Genomic DNA, 19,456 nt, shown 5'->3' on the forward strand with positions numbered 1-19,456 from the left:
TCGACACAACCGTTCAGCCGACCGGCCGGCGCATCGCCATCCGGTCGGCCGGGTCGAGCCCGAGCGCCGCCTCGGCCGCGAGCAGCCCGACCAGCCCCGGGGTCAGCTCGGACGCGGCCAGCTCGCGGAAGCCGCAGCGCGCGTAGTACGGCCCGTTCCACGGCACCGACCGGAACGTGGTCAGCGTCAACGCCGGCAGGCCCGCCCCGGCCGCCCACCGCGCCACCTCGTCCAGCAGTCTCCGTCCGATGCCGCGCCGCGCGTACGCCGGGTCGACGCTGAGCTGCTGCACGTGCGCGGCCCCGTCGACGAGGTCGACGAGTGCGAACGCGATCGGGCGGTCGGCCGGGTCGACCGTCACCCACAACCGGCCGGCGCGCTGCCCGGCGGCCAACGCCTCCCGCGGCAGCGGTGGCATGTCGGCCACCCGGGCCATGCCGATCTCCCGGAACGGGGCGCCGGAGGCCACCTCGATCCGCTGCACCTCGGCCAGCTCGTCGGGCCGGGCGATCCTGCTGCTGTGCTCCACGGCGCCGACCCTGGCAGAGCGGGCCGGACGGGGCGAGCGGATTTCGGCGTACCCTGCACCGGTGACCCTCCCGCTGCCGGCCGGCGACTTCCGCGCGTACCTGTTCGACTGCGACGGCACGATCGTCGACTCGATGCCGGTGCACCACCGGGCCTGGTGCGCGGCGCTGGGCGAGTGGGGCTGCGAGTTCCCGGAGGACCTGTTCTACGCCTGGGGCGGCCGGCCGGTCGCCGACATCGTCGTGGACCTCAACCGGCGGCACGGGCTGACCATGCCGGTCGAGGCGGTGGCCCGCCGCCGGGAGGACCTGTTCCAGGAGCTGCTGCCCGGGGTGACCGCGGTGCCGGAGGTGCTGGCGCACATCGAGCACGCGCACGGCCGACTGCCGTTCGCGGTCGTCTCCGGCAGCACCCGGGAGTCGGTGACCGCCTCGCTCACCGCGCTCGGCCTGCTCGACCGTTTCGACACGCTGGTCTGCGCCGAGGACTGCGCCCGCCCCAAGCCCGATCCGGAGGGTTACCTGCTGGCCGCCCGACGGCTCGGCGTGGCCCCGGCCGACTGCCTGGTCTTCGAGGACACCACCCTCGGCGTCGAGGCCGCCACGGCCGCCGGCATGCCCTCCGTCCGGGTCCCCACCCCGCACCCGCACCCACAGGTCCTGACCGCGCCCCTCCGCCCCACCGATTCTCGTCGATCTTGGAGTTGTGGTGCCTGGCACGCGTTGAATGCCGGGTTTGTCAAGCACCACAACTGCAAGATCGACGGGCGCGGGCGGGGAGGACGGACGCGGGTCGGTGTGAGCGGCGTCGCGGTGGTGGGGGCCTCGGCGGGGAGGCGCTGCGTCTAGCGTCGGGAGGATGACTGTCGATGAGGACGTCGTGCCGGTCCGGCGCGGGTGAGGGTCGTCCCGGCGTCCGGGGCGCTGCGCACCCTGGCGTTCGCCACCCTGGCCAACACCGTGGGCACCGGGCTGTGGCTGGCCGGCGGCGCGCTCTACCTGACCCGGGACGTCGAACTCTCCCCCGCCTCGGTGGGCGCCGGGCTGACCGTCGCCGGCGTGGTCGGGCTGACCGCCAGCGTGCCGATGGGCGGGCTGGCCGACCGGTGGGACCCGCGCACGCTACGCGCCGCCCTCCAGGTGGGCCAGGCGCTCGTCGCCGCGGCGTACCTGCTCGTCGACTCGCTCCCGACGTTCCTGGTGGTGGCGGTGCCGGAGGCGCTGCTGGCCGCCGGCAACCTGGCGGTACGGGCGGCGTTGGTGGCCGCGGTCGGCGGCCCGACCGGTCGGGTGCACGCGTTCGCCACCCTGCGCGCGGTGGCGAACCTGGGCATCAGCGTGGGCACCGGCCTGGCCGGGTTCGCGCTGGCGGTGGACACCCACCGGGCGTACCAGGTGCTCGTGGTCGGCAACGCGGTCACCTACCTGGTCTCGGCGGCGCTGCTGCTGCGGCTGCCGGCGCAGGCGCCCGGCGGCGTCCCCCCGGCCCGCGGGCGGCGGGACGCGGCGGGCCGGGCCGTTGCGGGACGGCCGGTTCCTGGCGGTGAGCGGCGCGTCGGCGGTGCTCGGCACGCACGTCACCGTGCTGGTGCTGGTCGTGCCGCTGTGGACGGTGGGCCGGGCCGGCGCGCCGCCGCCGGTGGTGTCGGCGGTGCTGCTCGTCAACACGGTGCTCACCGTGCTGCTCGCGGTGCGGCTGAGCCGGGGCGCGGACACCGCCGCCCCGGCCGCCGGCAAGCTGCGCCGGGCCGGGCTGGTGCTGGCCGCCGCGAGCCCGCTGTACGCGGTGACCGCCGGGTTGCCGGTGCTCCCGGCGGTGGTGCTGCTGCTGGTGGCGACCGCGGTGTGGACGGTGGGCGACCTGTGGCACGGGTCGGCCGGGGCGGGCCTCGCCTACGACCTGGCCCCGCCCGGGGCGATCGGCGCCTACCAGGGGGCGGACGGGTTGCTCGCCGGGCTGGCCCAGGCGCTCGGCCGTGGCCTGCTCACGCTGCTGGTGCTGGGCGGGGGCGTGGCCGGCTGGCTGGTGCTCGGCGCGGTGTACGCGGTCGTCGGGCTGGCCGCCCCGACGCTGGCCCGCCGCGCGGTGGCGAGCCGCCCGGCGCCGACCGGCGCGGCGGCGAGCCGCCCGGCGCCCGCCGGGGAGCAGGACGCCACCGGGCAGCCCGTCGCATCCGGATAGCAGGATGACGGCATGACCGAACGGGGAGACATCACCATCCGACCGGGCGGCCCGGCGGACGCGCCGATCGTGCTGCGGCTGTTCGACAGCGCCATCGCCTGGCTGACCGAACGCGGCCGGCCGGAGCAGTGGGGCACCGACGCGGCCTCGACCGATCCGCGCCGGATCGACCAGGCCGAGGGCTACGCCCACGGCGACGGCCTGTGGTTCGCCGAGATCGACGGCACGGCGGCCGGTGCGCTGGTGGTCGGCGCGGCGACGGAGTACGTGCCGGCGGCCACCGAGCCCGAGCTGTACGTGAACCTGCTGGTCACGGACCGGGCGTACGCGGGCCGGGGGGTCGGCGCGCGGCTGCTGGCGCACGCGGCGGACCTGGCCCGCGAGCGCGGGCTGGGCCTGCTGCGGGTGGACTGCTTCCGCAGCCCGGACCGGGCGCTGGTGCGCTTCTACGAGGGCTGCGGCTTCACCGCCACCGACCCGTTCACGGTGGTCCGGCCGGGTCGGCCGCCGTGGCCGGGGCAGGTGCTGGCCCGCCGGCTCGACTGAGCGCCGCCGACGTCAGCCGATCTCCTCGTCGACGAAGCACCAGCGCCACGACTCCCCGGGCTCGATCGAGCGCATCACCGGGTGTCCGGCCGACTCGTAGTGCTTGCTGGCGTGCTGGTAGGGCGAGGAGTCGCAGCAGCCCACGTGCCCGCAGCTCAGGCAGGCGCGCAGGTGCACCCAGTCCCGGTTGCCGACGGCCACGCAGTCCGGGCACTCGGTGGTGGTGACCGGCTCGGCGTCACCGGTGTCGGTCAGGTGCTGGCAGCTCATTCGGCAACCTCCTGTCGTAGCAGGGACTCCTCCAGGTCCAGATCACGGTAGGCGCGGGTGAGCACCTCCTCCGGGATCTGGCCGGAGTCGCGGGCGGCCCGGAACACCTCCCGCTCGGCGTCGATCATCTCCTGTCGCAGCCGCGCGTACGCCTGGGAGGGGGTCTCCCGGTCGGTGCCGCCGAGCCGTTCCCAGGCCATGTTGGACCGGGACGTGGTCAACCCGCGCAGCCGCTCCACCACGGCCGGCGGCGCGTCGTCGGCCATCGCGTCGAGCCGTTCGAGGGCGGCCCGGCTGGCCCGCTGCTGCACGCCGGCGGCGGAGAGCGCGTCCTGCACCGGGTCGTCCGGGGGCAGTCGCAGCCGCCGGGCCAGCCAGGGCAGCGTGGCGCCCTGCCCGACCAGGGTCGCCACGATCACCGCGAAGGCCAGCCAGATGAGCAGCGCACGCGGGTACGGCCGGTCGTCGGCGAGGGTGAGCGGCAGGCCCAGCGCGGCGGCCAGGGTCACCACGCCGCGCATGCCGGCCCAGCCGATGACGATGGGGAACTGCACCGGCGGGGCGGGGTCGCGCTGCCGCACCCGGGGCACCAGCCGGGCCAGGTAGGTGGCCGGGAACATCCAGACGAACCGGGCCAGGAAGACGGCGACCAGCACCCCGGCGGTGATCGCGACCAGCGACCCGAACGGTTCGTCGAGGTCGCGCACGACCTCGGGCAGTTGCAGCCCGACCAGCAGGAACACCAGCCCTTCCAGCAGGAACTGGATCAGCCGCCAGAACGCGGTCACCTGCAGGCGGGAGGCGGCCGACATGAGCATCGGCAGCTTGTGCCCGATGCCGAGCCCGGTCACCACCACCGCGACCACGCCGGAGGCGTGGATCTCCTCGGCGGCGTACACCACGGCGAACGGCACGATCAGCGACAGCGCGTTGTCGAGCACCGGGTCGGTGATGAGCTTGTGCAGGTAGCCGAAGACCACGACGCCGAGCAGCCCGACCACGATGCCGCCGCCGGCGGCGACCAGCACCTCCCGGGCCACCTCGCCGACGCCGACACCGCCGCTGCTGGCGGTGGCGGCGACGATCGCCACCCGCAGCAGCACCAGCGCGGTGGCGTCGTTGACCAGGCTCTCGCCCTCCAGGATGGTGACCACCCGCCGGGGCAGCCCGACCCGGCGGGCCACCGCGGTGGCGGCGACCGCGTCGGGCGGCGCCACCACCGCGCCCAGCGCCAGGCAGATCGCGTACGGCAGGTCGGGCAGGAACAGGTGCACGACGGTGCCCACCACGAACGCGGTGAAGATCACCAGCCCGACCGCGAGCAGCAGGATCGGCCGCAGGTTGAGCCGGAACGCCGGCACCGAGGTGTTCACCGCCGCCACGTAGAGCAGCGGCGGCAGGATGCCGACGAGCACCAGGTCCGGGTCGAGCCGCACGTGCGGGAAGAACGGCAGGAAGGACAGCGCGAGGCCGAGTACGACGAGCAGGATCGGGGCGAGCAACCCGAGCCGGCGGGCCAGCGCCGCGCCGAACGTGGCGATCGCGAGGATCACCACGACCTCGAACAGAGCTTCCATGGGGTACGAGCCTAGGCGTCCCCGGTTCCGCGTGTGATCACGCGGTCGGGCGTACCTTCGGCAGCACCTCGGCGCCGAACGCGTCCAGGAACGCGCGCTGCTCCTGCCCGACGTGGTGCAGGGCGATCTGGTCGAAGCCCAGCTCCACGTAGTCCTGGAGCCAGCCGACGTGCCGGCCCAGGTCGGCGGAGACGTTGACGGTGTCGGTGACCTTCGACATCGGCACGTCCGCGCTGGCCACGTCGAAGTGCTCGGCGGTCTCCAGGTCCCAGCAGACCGGCGGGGCGAAGACGTTGCTGCGCCACTGCTCGTACGCGATCGCCTCGGCCTCGGCCTGCTCGGGCGCCCAGCTCACGTGCACCTGGAGGTGCAGCGGCCCGCGACCGCCGGCGTCCCGGTAGGCGTCGATCATCTGGCGAAGGTGGTCGAGCGGCGCGTTGACCGTGATCAGCCCGTCGGCCCACTCGGCGCACCAGCGGGCGGTGGCGACGCTGACCGCGGCGCCGACCAGGGCCGGCGGCTCCTCGGGGCGGGTCCACAGCTTCGCCCGGTCCACGGTGACCAGGCCGTCGTGGCTGACCTCCTCGCCGGCCAGCAGCGCGCGGATCACGTCGACGCACTCGCGCAGGCGGGCGTTGCGCAGCTCCTTGCGCGGCCACACCTCGCCGGTGATGTGCTCGTTGCTCGCCTCGCCGGTGCCGAGCGCGGCCCAGAACCGGCCCGGGTACATGGCGCCGAGCGTGCCGATGGCCTGCGCGATGATCGCCGGGTGGTAGCGCTGGCCGGGCGCGTTGACCACGCCGAAGGACAGGTTGGTGGCCTGGAGCGCGGCGCCGAGCCAGGACCAGGCGAACCCGGACTGGCCCTGCCGCTCGCTCCACGGCGAGAAGTGGTCGGAACACATGGCCGCGTCGAAGCCGGCGCGTTCGGCGTGGATCACCGCCTCCAGCAGCTTGGCCGGGTGGATCTGCTCGTGGGATGCGTGGAAGCCGAACGCCGTCATGGGCAGCACTCCTACCCACGCCGGCACAGATGTAAGCAGGGGCCCCCGCTTAACGCCTCCGGTAGAGGCGGGGGCCCCGCCTAACACTCACCTCACTCGGCGTGCGCGCCGGCGCCCGCCCCGGCCTCGCCCTCGCCGATCCACACCGTCTTGGTGTTGCAGAACTCGCGCATGCCCAGGGCGGACAGCTCCCGGCCGTACCCGGAGTTCTTCACGCCGCCGAACGGCAGCTCCGGATAGGACGTGGTCATGCCGTTGACGAACACGTTGCCGGCGTCCAGGTCGACCGCGAAGCGCTCCTGCTCCGCCGGGTCGGTGGTCCAGGCGTTGGAGCCGAGGCCGAAGCTGGTGCCGTTGGCCACCTCGATCGCCTCGTCGTACGAGCCGACCCGGTAGAGCCCGGCGACCGGGCCGAACACCTCCTCGCCCCACATCCGCATCTCCGGGCGCAGGTCGGTGACCACGGTCGGCGGGTAGAACCAGCCGTCGGAGGCCGGCTTCTCGCCGCCGCAGAGCACGGTCGCGCCCTGGTTCACCGCATCGGTCACCTGGTCGTGCACCTCGTCCCGGCCGCGCTCGCTGGCCAGCGGGCCGACGTCGGTGTTCTCGTCCATCGGGTCGCCGACCCGCAGCGCCGACATCCGGGCCGCGAACTTCTCGGCGAACGCGTCGAAGACGTCGGTGTGCACGATGAACCGCTTGGCCGCGATGCAGGACTGGCCGTTGTTCTGGCAGCGGGCGGTGGTGGCCACCTCGGCGGCCCGGTCCAGGTCGGCCGAGGGCATCACCACGAACGGGTCGCTGCCGCCCAACTCCAGCACGGTCTTCTTGATCTCCCGGCCGGCGATCTCGGCGATGGAGCGGCCGGCCGGCTCGCTGCCGGTGAGCGTGGCCGCGCGCACCCGCGGGTCGGTGAGCACCCGCTCGACCGCGTCGGAGCCGACCAGCAACGTGGTGAACGCGCCTTCGGGGAATCCGGCGCGGCGGAACACGTCCTCCAGGTAGAGCGCGGTCTGCGGCACGTTGGAGGCGTGCTTGAGCAGGCCGGTGTTGCCGGCCATCAGGGCCGGCGCGGCGAAGCGCATCACCTGCCACAGCGGGAAGTTCCACGGCATCACCGCGAGCACCGGGCCGATCGGCTGGTAGCGGACGTACGCCCGCTTCGCCTTGACCGCGGCGGCGTCGGCGGGCTCGTCGGCGAGCATCTCCGGCGCCTTCGCGGCGTAGAAGCGGCAGGCGGTGGCGCACTTGGTGACCTCCGCCTTCGCGGCGGCGAACGTCTTGCCCATCTCGGTGGTCATCAGCCGGGCGGTCTCGTCGCGCTCGGCGTCGAGCAGGTCGGCGGCGGCGGTGAGCCAGCGGGCCCGCTGCGCGATGGTGGTGTCACGCAACTGCCGGTACGCGAGGTCGGCCCGCTCGATCGCGGCGTCGATCTGCTCGTCCGACATCGCGTCGTACGTCTTGAGCACCTGTCCGGTGGCGGGATTGGTGGTGGCGATGGGCATGTCGTACTCCTGTCACTCGAACAGCGAGTGCCGCACGCCCGGCTCCTCCCGGCGGCGGGCGGCGCGACGGCGCTGGATGACGACCAGATCGACCACGGCCACCACGGCGAGGACCGCGCAGACGACGCCCAGCCAGGCCAGGTCGGCGGCGAACGCGAACACCGCGAGGACGGCCATCACGACCAGGCCGAACAGCGCCAGCGCGAGGCGCAGGTTGAGCGCGCTGTTCGCGTGGCCGACCGTGCCTCGGGCGCGGCGGGGCTGTGATCGGGTCATTCTTCCCGGCTACCCCGGCACCGGCGGGACTAACCGGCGCCCGCCGCGGCACCGGTGATCCGGGACACGGAACGGGTACGCGGCGGATGCGATCACCGGGTGGCCGCGTTGGATCGTGCTGCCGGCCGAGGCGGAGATCCCGCGGCGGTGGAGAGGATGGCATGACCACGATGCAGGCGGGGCCCGTGACCGTCGCCGTGTCCCGGCGCGCCGACCCGGCGCGTACCGGGGAGATGGTGGCGTGGATGCGGGCCGGGACGGCGCTCGCGGAGAGCTTCCCCGGGTTCCTGGGCGCCGGCTTCGTCCGCAGCGCGCCCGGGTCCGGGGAATGGCACGTGATGTACCGCTTCGCCGACGCGGACACGCTGCACCACTGGGAGGACTCGCCGCAGCGGCACTGGTGGCTGAGTTCCGCGCAGGGCATCGTGGAGCACACCCGGGTGGAGCGCCGCACCGGCATCGAGGGCTGGTTCGACGCGCCGGTGGACCACGTGGTGGAGACGTTCGGCGAGCCCGAGCCGGCCGTCCCGGCCGCGCCGCCGCGCTGGAAGCAGGCGGTCACCATCTGGTTGGCGTTCTTCCCGCTGAGCCTCACCGCGACGCTGCTGACCGCCCGGTTCGCCGCCGGCGTGCCGCTCGCCGGCCGGACGCTGCTGATGACGCTGGTCCTCACCCCGCTGATGACCTATCTGGTGCTGCCCCGGATCACCCGGGCGCTGCACTGGTGGCTGCACGGCCAGCCGGCCCCCTGGCGGCGCTGACCACCGTCCGCCGCACACGAATGTGAACGACAGGTGTCGATGCCGGAAAGGCGACAGACCTCCCGTACCGACGGTCGAGGCGCATAGGGTCGATCCGCCCCTGCGTGCCGCCGGACGGAGGACCGCATGCCGCGACGGTGGATCGCCGCGCTCGCCTGCCTCGCCGCGCTCGTCGCGCTGGCCTGCGACGGCTCCGGCTCGGCGTCGCCCCGCCCCACCGAGTCGACCCGCCCGGGCGCGCCCCGGGCGCTGACCGCGCTCGGCGACTCGGTCAGCACCGGCTTCGGCTCCTGCCTCGTGCTGGTGAGCTGCGAGCGCAACTCCTGGTCGACCGGGGACAGCCTGCGGGTGGAGAGCCTCTACCGGCGGCTGCGCGCCGACACGCCGACGCTGCGCGCGTACAACCGGGCGGTGCCCGGGGCCCGCGCGGCCGGTCTCGCCGACCAGGCCCGGGCCGCGGTACGCGACAAGGCCGACCTGGTCACGGTGCTGATCGGGGCGAACGACGTCTGCCGGGGCGACGTCGACGCGATGACGCCGGTCGCCACGTTCCGCGATCAGGTCGACGCCGCGCTCACCGTGCTGCGCAAGGGCCGGCCGAAGGCCCGGGTGCTGGTGGTCAGCATTCCGGACCTGCACCGGCTCTGGGAGATCGGGCACACCGACGCACGCGCCGTGCGGGCCTGGAAGCGGGGCGTCTGCCCGGCGCTGCTGGCCGACGCCACGTCGACCGCGCCCGCCGCGGCGGCCCGCCGGGCCCGCGTCAAGGAACGCATCGAGGCGTACGACGACCAGCTCCGCGCCGCCTGCCGAGGATACGGGTCGCGCTGCCGCTGGGACGGCGGCGCGGTGCACCGGCACCGGTTCAGCCTGGACCAGGTGAACGCGCTGGACTGGTTCCACCCCAACGCGGCCGGTCAGGGCCGGCTGGCCGAGGTGGCCTGGAACGCGTCCGGCTGGGCGCGCGACTGAACCGGGCCGGTCAGGGCCGGCGTGGGCCGGGAAGCTGCCGGGGGCCGGCGGCGCGGTAGAGCGCGCGGGCCCGGTCGGCCAGTTCCTTGGTGGCCGAGGAGTTGGCCCAGGTGCCGAGGATGATCGCGGCGCCGGGGACGACCTTGGCGAACATCCGCTTGGCGGCGCGCACCCCGGCCATCCGGGCCAGCCGCACGCCGAGCTGGAGCATCACCCGGCCCAGCGCCCGGTCACCGGAGGAGCCGAACAGCGCGCCGGCCCGCTCCCGGCCGGCGGCCACGCCCAGCGCCAGCCGGGCGGTCTCGGCGGCCTTGTGCACCCGCTGGAGCACCAGCAGGTCGGTGGCCCGGTCGGGGCTCGTCGGGTCGGCGCCGTAGGCGGCCGCCACGTGCAGCACCAGCCGGGCCTGGGTCCAGGCCAGCACGCCCACGTCGATCACCGCGCCGGGCAGCCCGGCCGCCCCGGAGACCGCGCCGGAGAGGCGGGCGTGGTTGACGAACTTGCGGACCGCCTGGTCGGCCAACTGCTCGGGCGGCGCGTCCGGACGCTGCGCCCGCTCCCGGGCCGCCCACTGCGCGGCCTCCGGGCCGAGCCGGCGCACCGCCTCCAGGGCGAGGTGCTCCGGCGCGTACTGCGGGTCCTCCCGCATCCGGTCCCACAGGGTGGCCGGGGGGCCTTCGGGCGCCTCGACCGGTGGGACCGGAGTGGCGGGAACGGTGGGTTCCCCGTCGACGGGGGCGGGGTCGGTCACGGGACGCTCCGGGGGTCGTGCGGCGGGGTGGACGGGCCGGTCAGCGGCGACGCGTCGAGGACAGGCGGTTGGCGAGCTGCCGCAGGCGTGCCTGGTTCTGCGGCTTGGCCATCTCGCGCCGACCCCGGTCGACCAACTGCTGGCCGCGCGGCGAGCGGAGGAAGGCGGTGATCCGTTGCATCAGCGACATGGCGTCCTCCAGTCCGCGGTTCCCATCATGTGTACCTGGAACCGGCAAGTCACTGATACCCGAACCGGCGTTCCGGCAACCGTCCACTCTCCTCAGCCGAGGATCTCGGCCACCACCTGGCCCGCGTTCCACTCGTGCTGCGCGTACGCGTCGGGGAACGCCGAGATCTGCACCGCCTGGGCGGCGACCGACAGCGGCAGGTCCTGCCAGCCGGGGATCTCCTCCAGCGCGGACAGGAACGCCCTGGTCGCGTACTCGGGGTCCATCAGCTCCTCGATGGTGCCCCAGCCGCTGCTCGGGCGCTGCTGGAAGAGCCCGACCGAGTCGTGGTCCCAGCCGATGGCCTGGTGCGGGTAGTTCTGCGACTCGGGCAGCACGCCGCTGGCGTAGTTGAGCAGGGTGCTCTCCTGCATCGCGGTGGCCACCGCGATGACCAGCCCGCGGCGCGGCACGCCCATCTCCTTGCCGGCCCGGACGATCTTCACCGCGTTGTCCATCTGGACGCGGTCCAACCCGGCGACCGGGACGATCCGGCGGGGCTTCGGCTTGGGCTTCGGCTTGGGCTTGACCTTCGCCTTCGGCGTGGCGGTCGGGGACGGGGCGGCGCTGGGGGTGGTCGGGGCGGTGCTCGGCCGGGCCAGGCTGCGCGAGGCGGCGTCGAGCGCCGCCCGCTCGGCGACCTCCGCCGCGGGCGCCGGCCGGGTGGCGCGGTCGGCCGCGCCGAAGCCGACCTGGCTGACGCCGACCAGCCCGAGGCAGCAGGCCGCGCCGGTGGCGACCACCAGCTTGGTACGGCGGTTCATCGCGCCCCGCAGGCGGGTACGCCGGGTTCCGGCGCCCTGCGGGGCGGCGGTGCGGTCGATGAAGGGGGTACCGTCTACCCGTTCGGTGGAGGGGGTCTCCCCGAACGGTCAGTCGGGCGGGCGGGGCCGTTCGAGTCGTCGAGGGTGCCGTCGTCACGCATCCGACGAGGCTAGGCAGGGCAAACCGGGATCACCCAGGCCCAAACGGTGGCCCTCACCACACTTCATCCCCTCTCAGCCGGACATCGCGGGAAGCGCGGGCCCGGTCCGGCACCAACCACGCGGACCGGGCGAACCTCCGGTACGCCACGGGGCGGGGGCGCTCGGGCAGGATCCTCGCAACCGCTCCACCCGCCGCCGATGATCGACTAACTCGTCCTTTCGGCCGACCCGGGATGGACCGCACGACCGGGGCGTGGCCGAACTGTGATCACGATCCGGGCGCCGGACGGGTCCGTAACGGAATGGACCACGCCCCCCGGTACGTTTGCCGAATCGGGGACGCCGTCGCGCGGCACTCCCCGTACGCGTCGACAGGGAGGACCCACCGGTGCTCGACCCACACGAGCTCTACGAACTCACCGACGAGCTGCCCGACCTCGGCCAGCCGGTGCTGATCCAGGCGCTCACCGGCTTCGTCGACGCGGGCAGCGCCACCCGGCTGGCCCGGGAGCAGTTGCTCACCTCGCTGGACGCGCGGACGATCGCCCGGTTCGACGTCGACCAGATGTTCGACTACCGCTCCCGCCGGCCGGTGATGACCTTCGTCGAGGACCACTGGGCCGAGTACGACGCCCCGGAACTCGAACTGCACCTGCTGCACGACGACGACGAGACGCCGTTCCTCCTGCTCACCGGCCCCGAGCCGGACCTGCAGTGGGAACGCTTCGTGGCCGCCGTCGCCGGGCTGTCGACCCGCCTCGACGTCCGGCTCACCGTCGGGCTCAACTCCATCCCGATGGCCGTGCCGCACACCCGGCCCAGCGGCGTCACCGCGCACGCCACCCGGCCGGAGCTGATCGCCGGGCACGAGCCCTGGCTGCAGAAGGTGCAGGTGCCGGCCAGCGTCGGGCACCTGCTCGAATACCGGCTCGGCGAGCTGGGGCGCGACGCGCTTGGCTTCGCCGCGCACGTGCCGCACTACGTCGCCCAGACCGAATACCCGGCCGCCGCCGAGGCGCTGCTCGCCGCCGTGTCCAAGGGCACCGGCCTGCTGCTGCCGCGCGACGGCCTGCGTGCCGCGGCCGAGACGATCCGGGTGGAGATCGACCGCCAGGTGGCCCAGACCGAGGAGGCGGCCACGCTGGTCCGGGCGCTGGAGGAGCAGTACGACGCGTTCGCCCGCGGACGCGGCGAGAAGAACCTGCTCGCCGCCGAGACCGGCCCGCTGCCCACCGCCGACGAGCTGGGCGCCGAGCTGGAACGTTTCCTCGCCGAGCAGACCCACCCGGGCGACACCCCGGAGCGCTGAGCGGGCGGGGCCGAACCCGATGCGGCAGGCTGGGGCCATGCGCCTGGCGACCTGGAACGTCAACTCGGTGAAGGCCCGCCTGCCCCGGCTGCTCGACTGGCTGGCCGGCACGAAGCCGGACGTCGTCTGCCTGCAGGAGACGAAGTGCCCGGACGGGGCGTTCCCCGTCGCCGAGGTGGGTGAGCTGGGCTACGAGGTGGCCAGCCACAGCGACGGCCGGTGGAACGGCGTGGCCGTGCTGTCCCGGGTCGGGCTGGCCGACGTGACGGTCGGCTTCCCCGGCGAACCCGGCTTCCCCGAGCCCGAGGCCCGCGCCATCGCCGCCACCTGCGACGGGGTCCGGGTCTGGTCGGTGTACGTGCCGAACGGCCGCGCCCCCGACGACCCGCACTACGCCTACAAGCTGGCCTGGTTCGCCGCGCTGCGCGACGCGCTGGAACCGGAGGTGGCCGCCGGCCGCCCGCTCGCCGTCTGCGGCGACTTCAACGTGGCGCCGACCGACGCCGACGTCTGGGACCCGGCGCTGTTCGCCACCTCCACCCACGTCACGCCGGCCGAGCGGGCCGCCCTCGCCGCGCTGCGCGACCTCGGCCTGGCGGACGTGGTGCCCACCCCGATGAAGGGGCCGCACCCGTACACCTACTGGGACTACCGGGCCGGGATGTTCCACCAGAACAAGGGCATGCGGATCGACCTGGTGTACGCCACCGCGCCGTTCGCGGACGCGGTCCGCTCCGCGTACGTCGACCGGGAGGCCCGCAAGGGCAAGGGCCCCTCCGACCACGCCCCGATCGTGGTCGACGCCGACCTGGTGCCGGCCGTCGAGGCGCTCTGAGCCGCCGTAGGGTGGACCGCATGGCAGTCGTGAAGATCAACGCGATCGACGTCCCGCCCGGCGCCGGCGAGGAGCTGGAGAAGCGGTTCGCGGCCCGGGCCGGCGCGGTGGAGAACTCCCCCGGTTTCCTCGGCTTCGAGCTGCTGCGCCCGGTCGCCGGCGAGACCCGCTACTTCGTCTACACCCGCTGGGAGACGGAGGAGGCCTACCAGGCCTGGGCGCAGGGCCCCTCCCGCGCCGCACACGCCGCCGGCGGCGGCGAGCCCCGCCAGCCGGTGGCCACCGGCGCCACCCTCCTGGAGTTCGAGGTAGCCCTCCAGATCCCCACCTCCCCTTCCTGACTCCCCCACCCACCCCACCCACCCCACCCCACCCACCCCACCCCGCCCCGCCCCACCCGCGTCGATCATGAAGTTGGCCGCACAGGTCGCCCTGTTTGTCCGCCGCCAACTTCATGATCGACGGGCCCGAGGGGTAGCGGGGCTCGCCCTGCCCACGCTTCGTCGATCTTGGAGTTGTGGCACCTCGCAAAGGCTCTGTATGCCGCATCTTGGGCGCCACAAGTCCAAGATCGGCGGAGTTCGCCGCACTCGGGGTGCGGGGGTCAGCGGGGGGTCAGGGAGGCGAAGACGATGACGTTGTCCTCGTAGCCGGTGCGACCGCCGAGCCACGTGCCGCCGCAGGTGATCAGCCGCAGCTCCGCCGGGCCGGAGTCGCCGTAGACCCGGGCGGCGGGCAGTTTCGCCTTGTCGAAGTACTCGACGCTGTCGACCTTGAACGTCACCACGCTGCGGTCCGCGCGGGTCACCTGGATCCGCGCGCCCGGCTTCAGGTCGCGCAGCCGGTAGAACACGGCCGGCCCGCTCTTGGTGTCGACGTGACCGACGATGATCGCCCGGCCCGGCTCCCCCGGCACCGCGCCCCGGTTGTACCAGCCGGTCTGGTCGGTCTCGGTCAGCGGCGGCACGTCCACCGAACCGTCGCGCGCCTGGCCGACCGGGGTGACCGGCGCGGCCACCTTGATGGCCGGTACCGAGAGACGGACCGGCACGCTGGCCGGCTTCCGGGCCGGGGCGGCGGACGAGGCCGGTGGGGGCGCCACGGCGCTCGACCCGGCCGAGGCGTCGGCGAAGTCGAACGGCCCGGCGGTACGGCCGAGTCCGGCCCCGACGGCGAACACGCCGAGCAGCACCAGCACCACGGCCATCGGTTTCGACCAGGGGCTCCGCGTCCGGTCCCGTCCCGTCGGCGGAACGGGAGGCGCCCCCGGTGGCCCGGCGGCGGGCGGCGAGCCGGCGGGCAGCGCCCGGGCGGCCGGCGGATCGGCCGGCGGCGGTTGCCAGGGGCGGGACGCGGCCGGCGGCGGCAACCAGGGCCGCGAGCCGGCCGGCGGGGCGTGCGCCGGCCGCGAGCCGGCGGGCGGACTCCACGGAGCCGAGCCGGCGGACGGCTCGTCGGCGAACGGCGGGGCGACGGGCGGACTCCACGGCCGGGATCCGGTGGACGTTCCGGACCCGGCGGGCGACGCCGCGCCGGCACGCGAACCGGCGGGCGACGCCGCGCCGGCACGCGAACCGGTGGACGACGCCGCGCCGGCACGCGAACCGGCGGATGACGCCGCGCCGGCGGGCGGCTCGTCGGCGGGCGGCGCACCGGCCGGCGACGGACTCCACGGCCGGGATCCGGTGGACGGCGCGGCGTCGGCACGCGGACCGGCGGCCGGGCGAGGGCCGGATCGGGGAGGCGCTCCGGCGGGGGCGGGGAGGCGGCCGGGGGCAGCGCGAGGAAGGGCCAGCCGGAACGCCGGGAGCCGGCCGGCGGCGGGGCGGAGTAGTCGGCCATGGCGTGACTCAGGGCCGGGCGGCGCCGGAGTTGCGGCGGGACGCGGCCACGCCGAGCCCGGCGCCGACCACGGTCAGCGCCAGCCCGACGGGCACCAGCAGGCCGCCGAGGCCGGGGCCGGCGGTGCCGCCGAAGCCGGTGGCCGGGCCCCGGCTGGGGAAGTGACTCGGCGGCCGGGTGTGCTGGCCCTGCTTGACCACCTGGAGCATGGTGGACGCGGTCTCCCCGCTCGGGCATTCGAGTTTGACCCGGTAGTTGCCGGGCCGGGTGCGCTCGTTGACCATCGGCGAGGCGGTGAGCAGGCCGCGCTGCGGCTGCACCTGGATCTTGCCGAAGGCGTCGGAGGCCACGATCGCCGGCACCGAGTTGTCACGGCAACTGGCCCGGATGCCGACCAGGTAGCCCGGCTCCACCGTGCTCGGGGTGACCTCCACGAAGACCACGTCGGCGGGCTGCTGCTCGGGCACCGGCTCGGCGGCGCGCGGCGCGGCCTGGACGGCCGCCGCGCCGAACAGCGGGGCGGCGCACGCGACCATCGCGGCCAGCAACGCCGCACGTCCCCTGACTGACCCCATGACCCCTCCCGGCGTACGGGATGAATCCTCTCACCCCCGGCCGCACCTCACATCCGATCGGCGCGACGGTCGCGTAGGCTCGGGTCGCTGTGACCACCACCGACGTTCCCGCCGCCCGCATCCGCACCTTCCATCCGCGTCGCGGGCGGATGAGCGACCGGCAGCGCGACGCGCTGACCCGGCTCTGGCCCGCGTACGGCCTGGAGATCGCCGCCCTCGACGGGTCGTGCGATCCGGCGGCGCTGTTCGGACGGCGGGCGCCGCTGGTGCTGGAGATCGGCTCCGGCATGGGCGACGCCACCGCCGCCATGGCGGCGGCCGACCCGAGCCGACACTATCTGGCGGTCGAGGTGCACACGCCGGGAATCGCCAACCTGCTGGAGCTGGTGGAGCGGCACCGGCTGGCGAACGTACGGGTCGCCGAGGGCGACGCGTTGGACCTGGTCCGGGCCATGCCGGAGGGGTGCCTGGACGCGGTGCACGTCTACTTCCCGGACCCGTGGCCGAAGACCCGGCACCACAAGCGGCGGATCATCCAGCCGGCGCACGTGGCGTTGCTGCGATCCCGGCTGGCGCCCGGTGGCACGCTGCACTGCGCCACCGACTGGGCCGAGTACGCGGAGTCGATGCGCGAGACGCTGACCGCCGACCCGGAGCTGGTCGACGTGCACGGCGGCTACGCGCCCCGGCCGGCGCACCGGCCGGTGACCAAGTTCGAGCGGCGCGCGCAGACCGCGGGCCGGGAGGTCTTCGACCTGATCCACCGGCGGCGCTGAACCCGGTTGGCGCGGCGTGGTGGGATCCAGGCACGATGGGAGCCGCCATGACTCTCACCGCCGCGCTGCCGAAGACCGCCGACCCCGACACCCTCTACGACGCGTTCGCCTCCTGGGCGTCCGAGCGCGGTCTCGACCTCTATCCGCACCAGGAGGAGGCGGTCATCGAGATCGTCTCCGGCGCGAACGTGATCATGAATACGCCGACCGGCTCGGGCAAGAGCCTGGTGGCGATCGCGGCGCACTTCGCGGCGCTGGCCGACGACCGGACCAGCTTCTACACCGCGCCGATCAAGGCGCTGGTGTCGGAGAAGTTCTTCGCGCTCTGCGAGGTCTTCGGCGCGGAGAACGTCGGCATGCTCACCGGCGACGCCAGCGTCAACGCCGACGCCCCGATCATCTGCTGCACCGCGGAGATCCTGGCCAACCTGGCGCTGCGGGAGGGCCGCCGGGCCGACGTCGGCCAGGTGGTCATGGACGAGTTCCACTTCTACGCCGAGCCGGACCGCGGCTGGGCCTGGCAGGTGCCGCTGATCGAGCTGCCGCAGGCCCAGTTCGTGCTGATGTCCGCCACGCTCGGCGACACCACCCGCTTCGTCGACGACCTGTCCCGGCGCACCGGGCGGCCGACCGCCGTCGTGCGCTCGGCCGAGCGGCCGGTCCCGCTGATCTTCTCGTACGCGACCACGCCGCTGCACGAGACGCTCGAGGAGCTGCTGGAGACGAAGCAGGCCCCGGTGTACGTGGTGCACTTCACCCAGGCCGCCGCGCTGGAACGCGCCCAGGCGCTGATGAGCGTGAACGTCTGCACCCGCGCCGAGAAGGACATGATCGCGCAGGCGATCGGCAACTTCCGGTTCACCTCCGGCTTCGGCAGGACGCTGTCCCGGCTGGTCCGGCACGGCATCGGCGTGCACCACGCCGGCATGCTCCCGAAGTACCGCCGCCTGGTGGAGACGCTCGCCCAGGCCGGCCTGCTCAAGGTCATCTGCGGCACCGACACGCTCGGCGTCGGCATCAACGTGCCGATCCGCACCGTGCTCTTCACCGGCCTCAGCAAGTACGACGGGGTGCGGACGCGCCTGCTCAAGGCCCGCGAGTTCCACCAGATCGCCGGCCGGGCCGGGCGGGCCGGCTTCGACACCATCGGCCGGGTCGTGGTGCAGGCCCCCGAGCACGTGATCGAGAACGAGAAGGCGCTCGCGAAGGCCGGCGACGACCCGAAGAAGCGCCGCAAGGTGGTGAAGAAGAAGCCGCCGGAGGGCTCGATCGGCTGGGGCGAGCCGACGTTCCAGCGCCTGGTCGAGGCGGAGCCGGAGCCGCTCACGTCCAGCTTCCAGGTCAGCCACTCGATGCTGCTCAACGTGATCGGCCGCCCCGGCGACGCGTTCGCCTCGATGCGGCACCTGCTCACCGACAACCACGAGGACCCGGCCGCCCAGCGCCGGCACATCCGCCGGGCCATCGCCATCTACCGGGCGCTGCGCGCCGGCGGCGTGGTCGAGGAGCTGCCCGAGCCGGACGAGACCGGGCGGCGGGTCCGCCTCACCGTCGACCTCCAGCTCGACTTCGCGCTCAACCAGCCGCTGTCGCCGCTCGCGCTGGCCACCATCGAGCTGCTCGACCGGGAGTCCCCGTCGTACGCGCTCGACGTGCTCAGCGTGATCGAGGCGATCCTGGACAACCCGCGGCAGATCCTGTCCGCGCAGCAGTTCAAGGCCCGTGGCGAGGCGGTCGCCGCGATGAAGGCCGAGGGCATCGAGTACGAGGCGCGCCTGGAACTGCTCGACGAGGTGACCTGGCCGAAGCCGCTCGCCGAGTTGCTGGAGGGCGCGTACGAGATGTACCGGCAGGGCCACCCGTGGGTCGCCGACCACGAGCTGGCCCCGAAGTCCGTGGTCCGGGACATGTACGAGCGGGCCATGACGTTCCCGGAGTACGTCCAGTTCTACGGGCTGTCCCGGTCCGAGGGGCTGGTGCTGCGTTACCTCGCCGACGCGTACAAGACGCTGCGGCAGACCGTCCCGGAGGACGCCAAGACCGAGGAGCTGGTCGACCTCATCGAGTGGCTGGGCGAACTGGTCCGCCAGGTCGACTCCAGCCTCATCGACGAGTGGGAGCGGCTGCGCAACCCGTCCGACGTGGCCGAGGTGGCCGCCTCGCTGGACGACCGGCCGCCGGCGGTCACCCGCAACGCGCGGGCGTTCCGGGTGCTGGTGCGCAACGCGCTGTTCCGCCGCGTCGAGCTGGCCGCGCTGCGCCGCTGGGACCTGCTCGGCGAGTTGGACGCCGGGGAGGGCTGGCACGCCGACGCGTGGGCCGACGCGCTGGAGCCGTACTTCGACGCGTACGACTCGATCGGGGTGGGGCCGGACGCGCGCGGGCCGGCGCTGCTCATGATCGAGCAGGGGCGGGAGCGGTGGACCGTACGCCAGATCCTGGACGACCCGGACGGCGACCACGACTGGGGTATCAGCGCCGAGGTGGACCTGGCCGCCTCGGACGAGGTGGGCGCGGCGGTCGTCCGGGTCACCGACGTCGGTCAGCTCTGACCTGGCGCGCCCGGTCCGGCCGACGCGGCCGGGCCTGGTGCG

21 protein-coding genes and 1 pseudogene are annotated in these 19,456 nt (G+C 74.3%); 11 read left to right on the top strand and 11 right to left on the bottom strand.

Features of this window, described 5'->3' with window-relative positions; translation table 11 throughout:
• Positions 1-13: 13 nt before the first annotated feature.
• Positions 14-529, bottom strand: a complete 516-nt coding sequence (locus H1D33_RS13985; protein WP_181567657.1) for a GNAT family N-acetyltransferase — start codon at positions 527-529, stop codon at positions 14-16.
• Between the two features lie 61 nt (positions 530-590).
• Between H1D33_RS13985 and H1D33_RS13990 the strand changes: the two genes are divergently transcribed.
• The 4 genes and pseudogenes from H1D33_RS13990 to H1D33_RS14005 all read left to right on the top strand — a co-directional run bounded on the left by H1D33_RS13990 (position 591) and on the right by H1D33_RS14005 (position 3,255).
• On the top strand, positions 591-1,376 hold the full coding sequence (locus H1D33_RS13990) for an HAD family hydrolase (RefSeq protein ID WP_181567656.1): 786 nt from the start codon (positions 591-593) through the stop codon (positions 1,374-1,376).
• Positions 1,377-1,487: 111 nt separating this feature from the next.
• Positions 1,488-1,961, top strand: a pseudogene (locus tag H1D33_RS13995) (MFS transporter); the annotation flags it as partial.
• A 109-nt stretch (positions 1,962-2,070) separates the two neighbouring features.
• Positions 2,071-2,709 (top strand): MFS transporter, encoded by a 639-nt coding sequence (locus tag H1D33_RS14000; RefSeq protein ID WP_246411384.1) that lies wholly within the window; start codon positions 2,071-2,073, stop codon positions 2,707-2,709.
• A gap of 12 nt (positions 2,710-2,721) precedes the next feature.
• The gene (locus tag H1D33_RS14005; RefSeq protein ID WP_181567655.1) at positions 2,722-3,255 is read left to right on the top strand and encodes a GNAT family N-acetyltransferase; all 534 of its coding nucleotides are present in this window, start codon (positions 2,722-2,724) and stop codon (positions 3,253-3,255) included.
• Between the two features lie 12 nt (positions 3,256-3,267).
• Here H1D33_RS14005 and H1D33_RS14010 read toward each other — a convergent pair whose 3' ends face one another.
• From H1D33_RS14010 to H1D33_RS14030, 5 genes are all read right to left on the bottom strand, one after another.
• Complete coding sequence (locus H1D33_RS14010; RefSeq protein ID WP_181567654.1) at positions 3,268-3,525, bottom strand: UBP-type zinc finger domain-containing protein; 258 nt, start codon at positions 3,523-3,525, stop codon at positions 3,268-3,270.
• Positions 3,522-5,102 carry a Na+/H+ antiporter gene (locus H1D33_RS14015; protein ID WP_181567653.1) on the bottom strand — a complete coding sequence of 527 codons (1,581 nt, stop codon included), beginning with the start codon at positions 5,100-5,102 and terminating at the stop codon, positions 3,522-3,524. The genes H1D33_RS14010 and H1D33_RS14015 overlap by 4 nt, the downstream gene beginning before the upstream one ends.
• A gap of 37 nt (positions 5,103-5,139) precedes the next feature.
• Positions 5,140-6,105 (bottom strand): TIGR03885 family FMN-dependent LLM class oxidoreductase, encoded by a 966-nt coding sequence (locus H1D33_RS14020; protein ID WP_181567652.1) that lies wholly within the window; start codon positions 6,103-6,105, stop codon positions 5,140-5,142.
• A gap of 92 nt (positions 6,106-6,197) precedes the next feature.
• Positions 6,198-7,610 carry an NADP-dependent succinic semialdehyde dehydrogenase gene (locus H1D33_RS14025; protein WP_181567651.1) on the bottom strand — a complete coding sequence of 471 codons (1,413 nt, stop codon included), beginning with the start codon at positions 7,608-7,610 and terminating at the stop codon, positions 6,198-6,200.
• 12 nt (positions 7,611-7,622) lie between these two features.
• On the bottom strand, positions 7,623-7,886 hold the full coding sequence (locus H1D33_RS14030) for a DUF6343 family protein (RefSeq protein ID WP_181567650.1): 264 nt from the start codon (positions 7,884-7,886) through the stop codon (positions 7,623-7,625).
• Between the two features lie 161 nt (positions 7,887-8,047).
• Here H1D33_RS14030 and H1D33_RS14035 point away from each other — a divergent pair, with 161 nt between their 5' ends.
• Both H1D33_RS14035 and H1D33_RS14040 read left to right on the top strand, forming a co-directional pair.
• A complete protein-coding gene (locus H1D33_RS14035; RefSeq protein WP_181567649.1) occupies positions 8,048-8,647 on the top strand; it encodes an antibiotic biosynthesis monooxygenase in 600 nt (199 codons plus the stop codon).
• A 126-nt stretch (positions 8,648-8,773) separates the two neighbouring features.
• The gene (locus H1D33_RS14040) at positions 8,774-9,619 is read left to right on the top strand and encodes a GDSL-type esterase/lipase family protein (RefSeq protein WP_181567648.1); all 846 of its coding nucleotides are present in this window, start codon (positions 8,774-8,776) and stop codon (positions 9,617-9,619) included.
• A gap of 10 nt (positions 9,620-9,629) precedes the next feature.
• Here the strand turns inward: H1D33_RS14040 and H1D33_RS14045 are convergent, their stop codons facing one another.
• The 3 genes from H1D33_RS14045 to H1D33_RS14055 all read right to left on the bottom strand — a co-directional run bounded on the left by H1D33_RS14045 (position 9,630) and on the right by H1D33_RS14055 (position 11,363).
• Positions 9,630-10,370 (bottom strand): EcsC family protein, encoded by a 741-nt coding sequence (locus tag H1D33_RS14045; protein ID WP_181567647.1) that lies wholly within the window; start codon positions 10,368-10,370, stop codon positions 9,630-9,632.
• Between the two features lie 40 nt (positions 10,371-10,410).
• The gene (locus H1D33_RS14050; protein WP_181567646.1) at positions 10,411-10,560 is read right to left on the bottom strand and encodes a hypothetical protein; all 150 of its coding nucleotides are present in this window, start codon (positions 10,558-10,560) and stop codon (positions 10,411-10,413) included.
• Positions 10,561-10,652: 92 nt separating this feature from the next.
• Positions 10,653-11,363: a peptidase M23 gene (locus H1D33_RS14055; RefSeq protein WP_307755411.1), complete on the bottom strand. Its 711-nt coding sequence runs from the start codon at positions 11,361-11,363 to the stop codon at positions 10,653-10,655.
• Positions 11,364-11,913: 550 nt separating this feature from the next.
• Between H1D33_RS14055 and H1D33_RS14060 the strand changes: the two genes are divergently transcribed.
• The 3 genes from H1D33_RS14060 to H1D33_RS14070 are packed head-to-tail and all read left to right on the top strand — an operon-like array spanning position 11,914 to position 14,010.
• Positions 11,914-12,834 carry a proteasome assembly chaperone family protein gene (locus tag H1D33_RS14060; protein ID WP_181567644.1) on the top strand — a complete coding sequence of 307 codons (921 nt, stop codon included), beginning with the start codon at positions 11,914-11,916 and terminating at the stop codon, positions 12,832-12,834.
• Between the two features lie 37 nt (positions 12,835-12,871).
• Complete coding sequence (locus H1D33_RS14065) at positions 12,872-13,669, top strand: exodeoxyribonuclease III (protein ID WP_181567643.1); 798 nt, start codon at positions 12,872-12,874, stop codon at positions 13,667-13,669.
• 20 nt (positions 13,670-13,689) lie between these two features.
• The gene (locus tag H1D33_RS14070; protein ID WP_181567642.1) at positions 13,690-14,010 is read left to right on the top strand and encodes an antibiotic biosynthesis monooxygenase family protein; all 321 of its coding nucleotides are present in this window, start codon (positions 13,690-13,692) and stop codon (positions 14,008-14,010) included.
• Between the two features lie 263 nt (positions 14,011-14,273).
• Here the strand turns inward: H1D33_RS14070 and H1D33_RS14075 are convergent, their stop codons facing one another.
• Both H1D33_RS14075 and H1D33_RS14080 read right to left on the bottom strand, forming a co-directional pair.
• Entirely contained in the window at positions 14,274-14,876 is a 603-nt protein-coding gene (locus H1D33_RS14075; RefSeq protein WP_414685523.1) for a class F sortase, read from the bottom strand.
• A gap of 643 nt (positions 14,877-15,519) precedes the next feature.
• Positions 15,520-16,086, bottom strand: a complete 567-nt coding sequence (locus tag H1D33_RS14080; protein ID WP_181567640.1) for a hypothetical protein — start codon at positions 16,084-16,086, stop codon at positions 15,520-15,522.
• 89 nt (positions 16,087-16,175) lie between these two features.
• Here H1D33_RS14080 and trmB point away from each other — a divergent pair, with 89 nt between their 5' ends.
• Together trmB and H1D33_RS14090 are read left to right on the top strand one after the other, a co-directional pair.
• On the top strand, positions 16,176-16,862 hold the full coding sequence (gene trmB / locus H1D33_RS14085; protein WP_181567639.1) for a tRNA (guanosine(46)-N7)-methyltransferase TrmB: 687 nt from the start codon (positions 16,176-16,178) through the stop codon (positions 16,860-16,862).
• A 47-nt stretch (positions 16,863-16,909) separates the two neighbouring features.
• Positions 16,910-19,414: a DEAD/DEAH box helicase gene (locus tag H1D33_RS14090; protein ID WP_181567638.1), complete on the top strand. Its 2,505-nt coding sequence runs from the start codon at positions 16,910-16,912 to the stop codon at positions 19,412-19,414.
• Positions 19,415-19,456 lie beyond the last annotated feature (42 nt).

Source organism: Micromonospora ferruginea (assembly GCF_013694245.2).
Lineage (GTDB): Bacteria > Actinomycetota > Actinomycetes > Mycobacteriales > Micromonosporaceae > Micromonospora > Micromonospora robiginosa.

What these genes read in the sequence shown, in the direction of transcription:
- H1D33_RS14005 (WP_181567655.1), top strand. Translation starts at nt 2,722, where the DNA reads ATGACCGAACGGGGAGACATCACCATCCGACCGGGCGGCCCGGCGGAC.
- H1D33_RS14010 (WP_181567654.1), bottom strand. Translation starts at nt 3,525, where the DNA reads ATGAGCTGCCAGCACCTGACCGACACCGGTGACGCCGAGCCGGTCACC.
- H1D33_RS14015 (WP_181567653.1), bottom strand. Translation starts at nt 5,102, where the DNA reads ATGGAAGCTCTGTTCGAGGTCGTGGTGATCCTCGCGATCGCCACGTTC.
- H1D33_RS14020 (WP_181567652.1), bottom strand. Translation starts at nt 6,105, where the DNA reads ATGACGGCGTTCGGCTTCCACGCATCCCACGAGCAGATCCACCCGGCC.
- H1D33_RS14025 (WP_181567651.1), bottom strand. Translation starts at nt 7,610, where the DNA reads ATGCCCATCGCCACCACCAATCCCGCCACCGGACAGGTGCTCAAGACG.
- H1D33_RS14030 (WP_181567650.1), bottom strand. Translation starts at nt 7,886, where the DNA reads ATGACCCGATCACAGCCCCGCCGCGCCCGAGGCACGGTCGGCCACGCG.
- H1D33_RS14035 (WP_181567649.1), top strand. Translation starts at nt 8,048, where the DNA reads ATGACCACGATGCAGGCGGGGCCCGTGACCGTCGCCGTGTCCCGGCGC.
- H1D33_RS14040 (WP_181567648.1), top strand. Translation starts at nt 8,774, where the DNA reads ATGCCGCGACGGTGGATCGCCGCGCTCGCCTGCCTCGCCGCGCTCGTC.
- H1D33_RS14050 (WP_181567646.1), bottom strand. Translation starts at nt 10,560, where the DNA reads ATGTCGCTGATGCAACGGATCACCGCCTTCCTCCGCTCGCCGCGCGGC.
- H1D33_RS14055 (WP_307755411.1), bottom strand. Translation starts at nt 11,363, where the DNA reads ATGAACCGCCGTACCAAGCTGGTGGTCGCCACCGGCGCGGCCTGCTGC.
- H1D33_RS14065 (WP_181567643.1), top strand. Translation starts at nt 12,872, where the DNA reads ATGCGCCTGGCGACCTGGAACGTCAACTCGGTGAAGGCCCGCCTGCCC.
- H1D33_RS14070 (WP_181567642.1), top strand. Translation starts at nt 13,690, where the DNA reads ATGGCAGTCGTGAAGATCAACGCGATCGACGTCCCGCCCGGCGCCGGC.
- H1D33_RS14075 (WP_414685523.1), bottom strand. Translation starts at nt 14,876, where the DNA reads ATGGCCGTGGTGCTGGTGCTGCTCGGCGTGTTCGCCGTCGGGGCCGGA.
- H1D33_RS14080 (WP_181567640.1), bottom strand. Translation starts at nt 16,086, where the DNA reads ATGGGGTCAGTCAGGGGACGTGCGGCGTTGCTGGCCGCGATGGTCGCG.
- H1D33_RS14090 (WP_181567638.1), top strand. Translation starts at nt 16,910, where the DNA reads ATGACTCTCACCGCCGCGCTGCCGAAGACCGCCGACCCCGACACCCTC.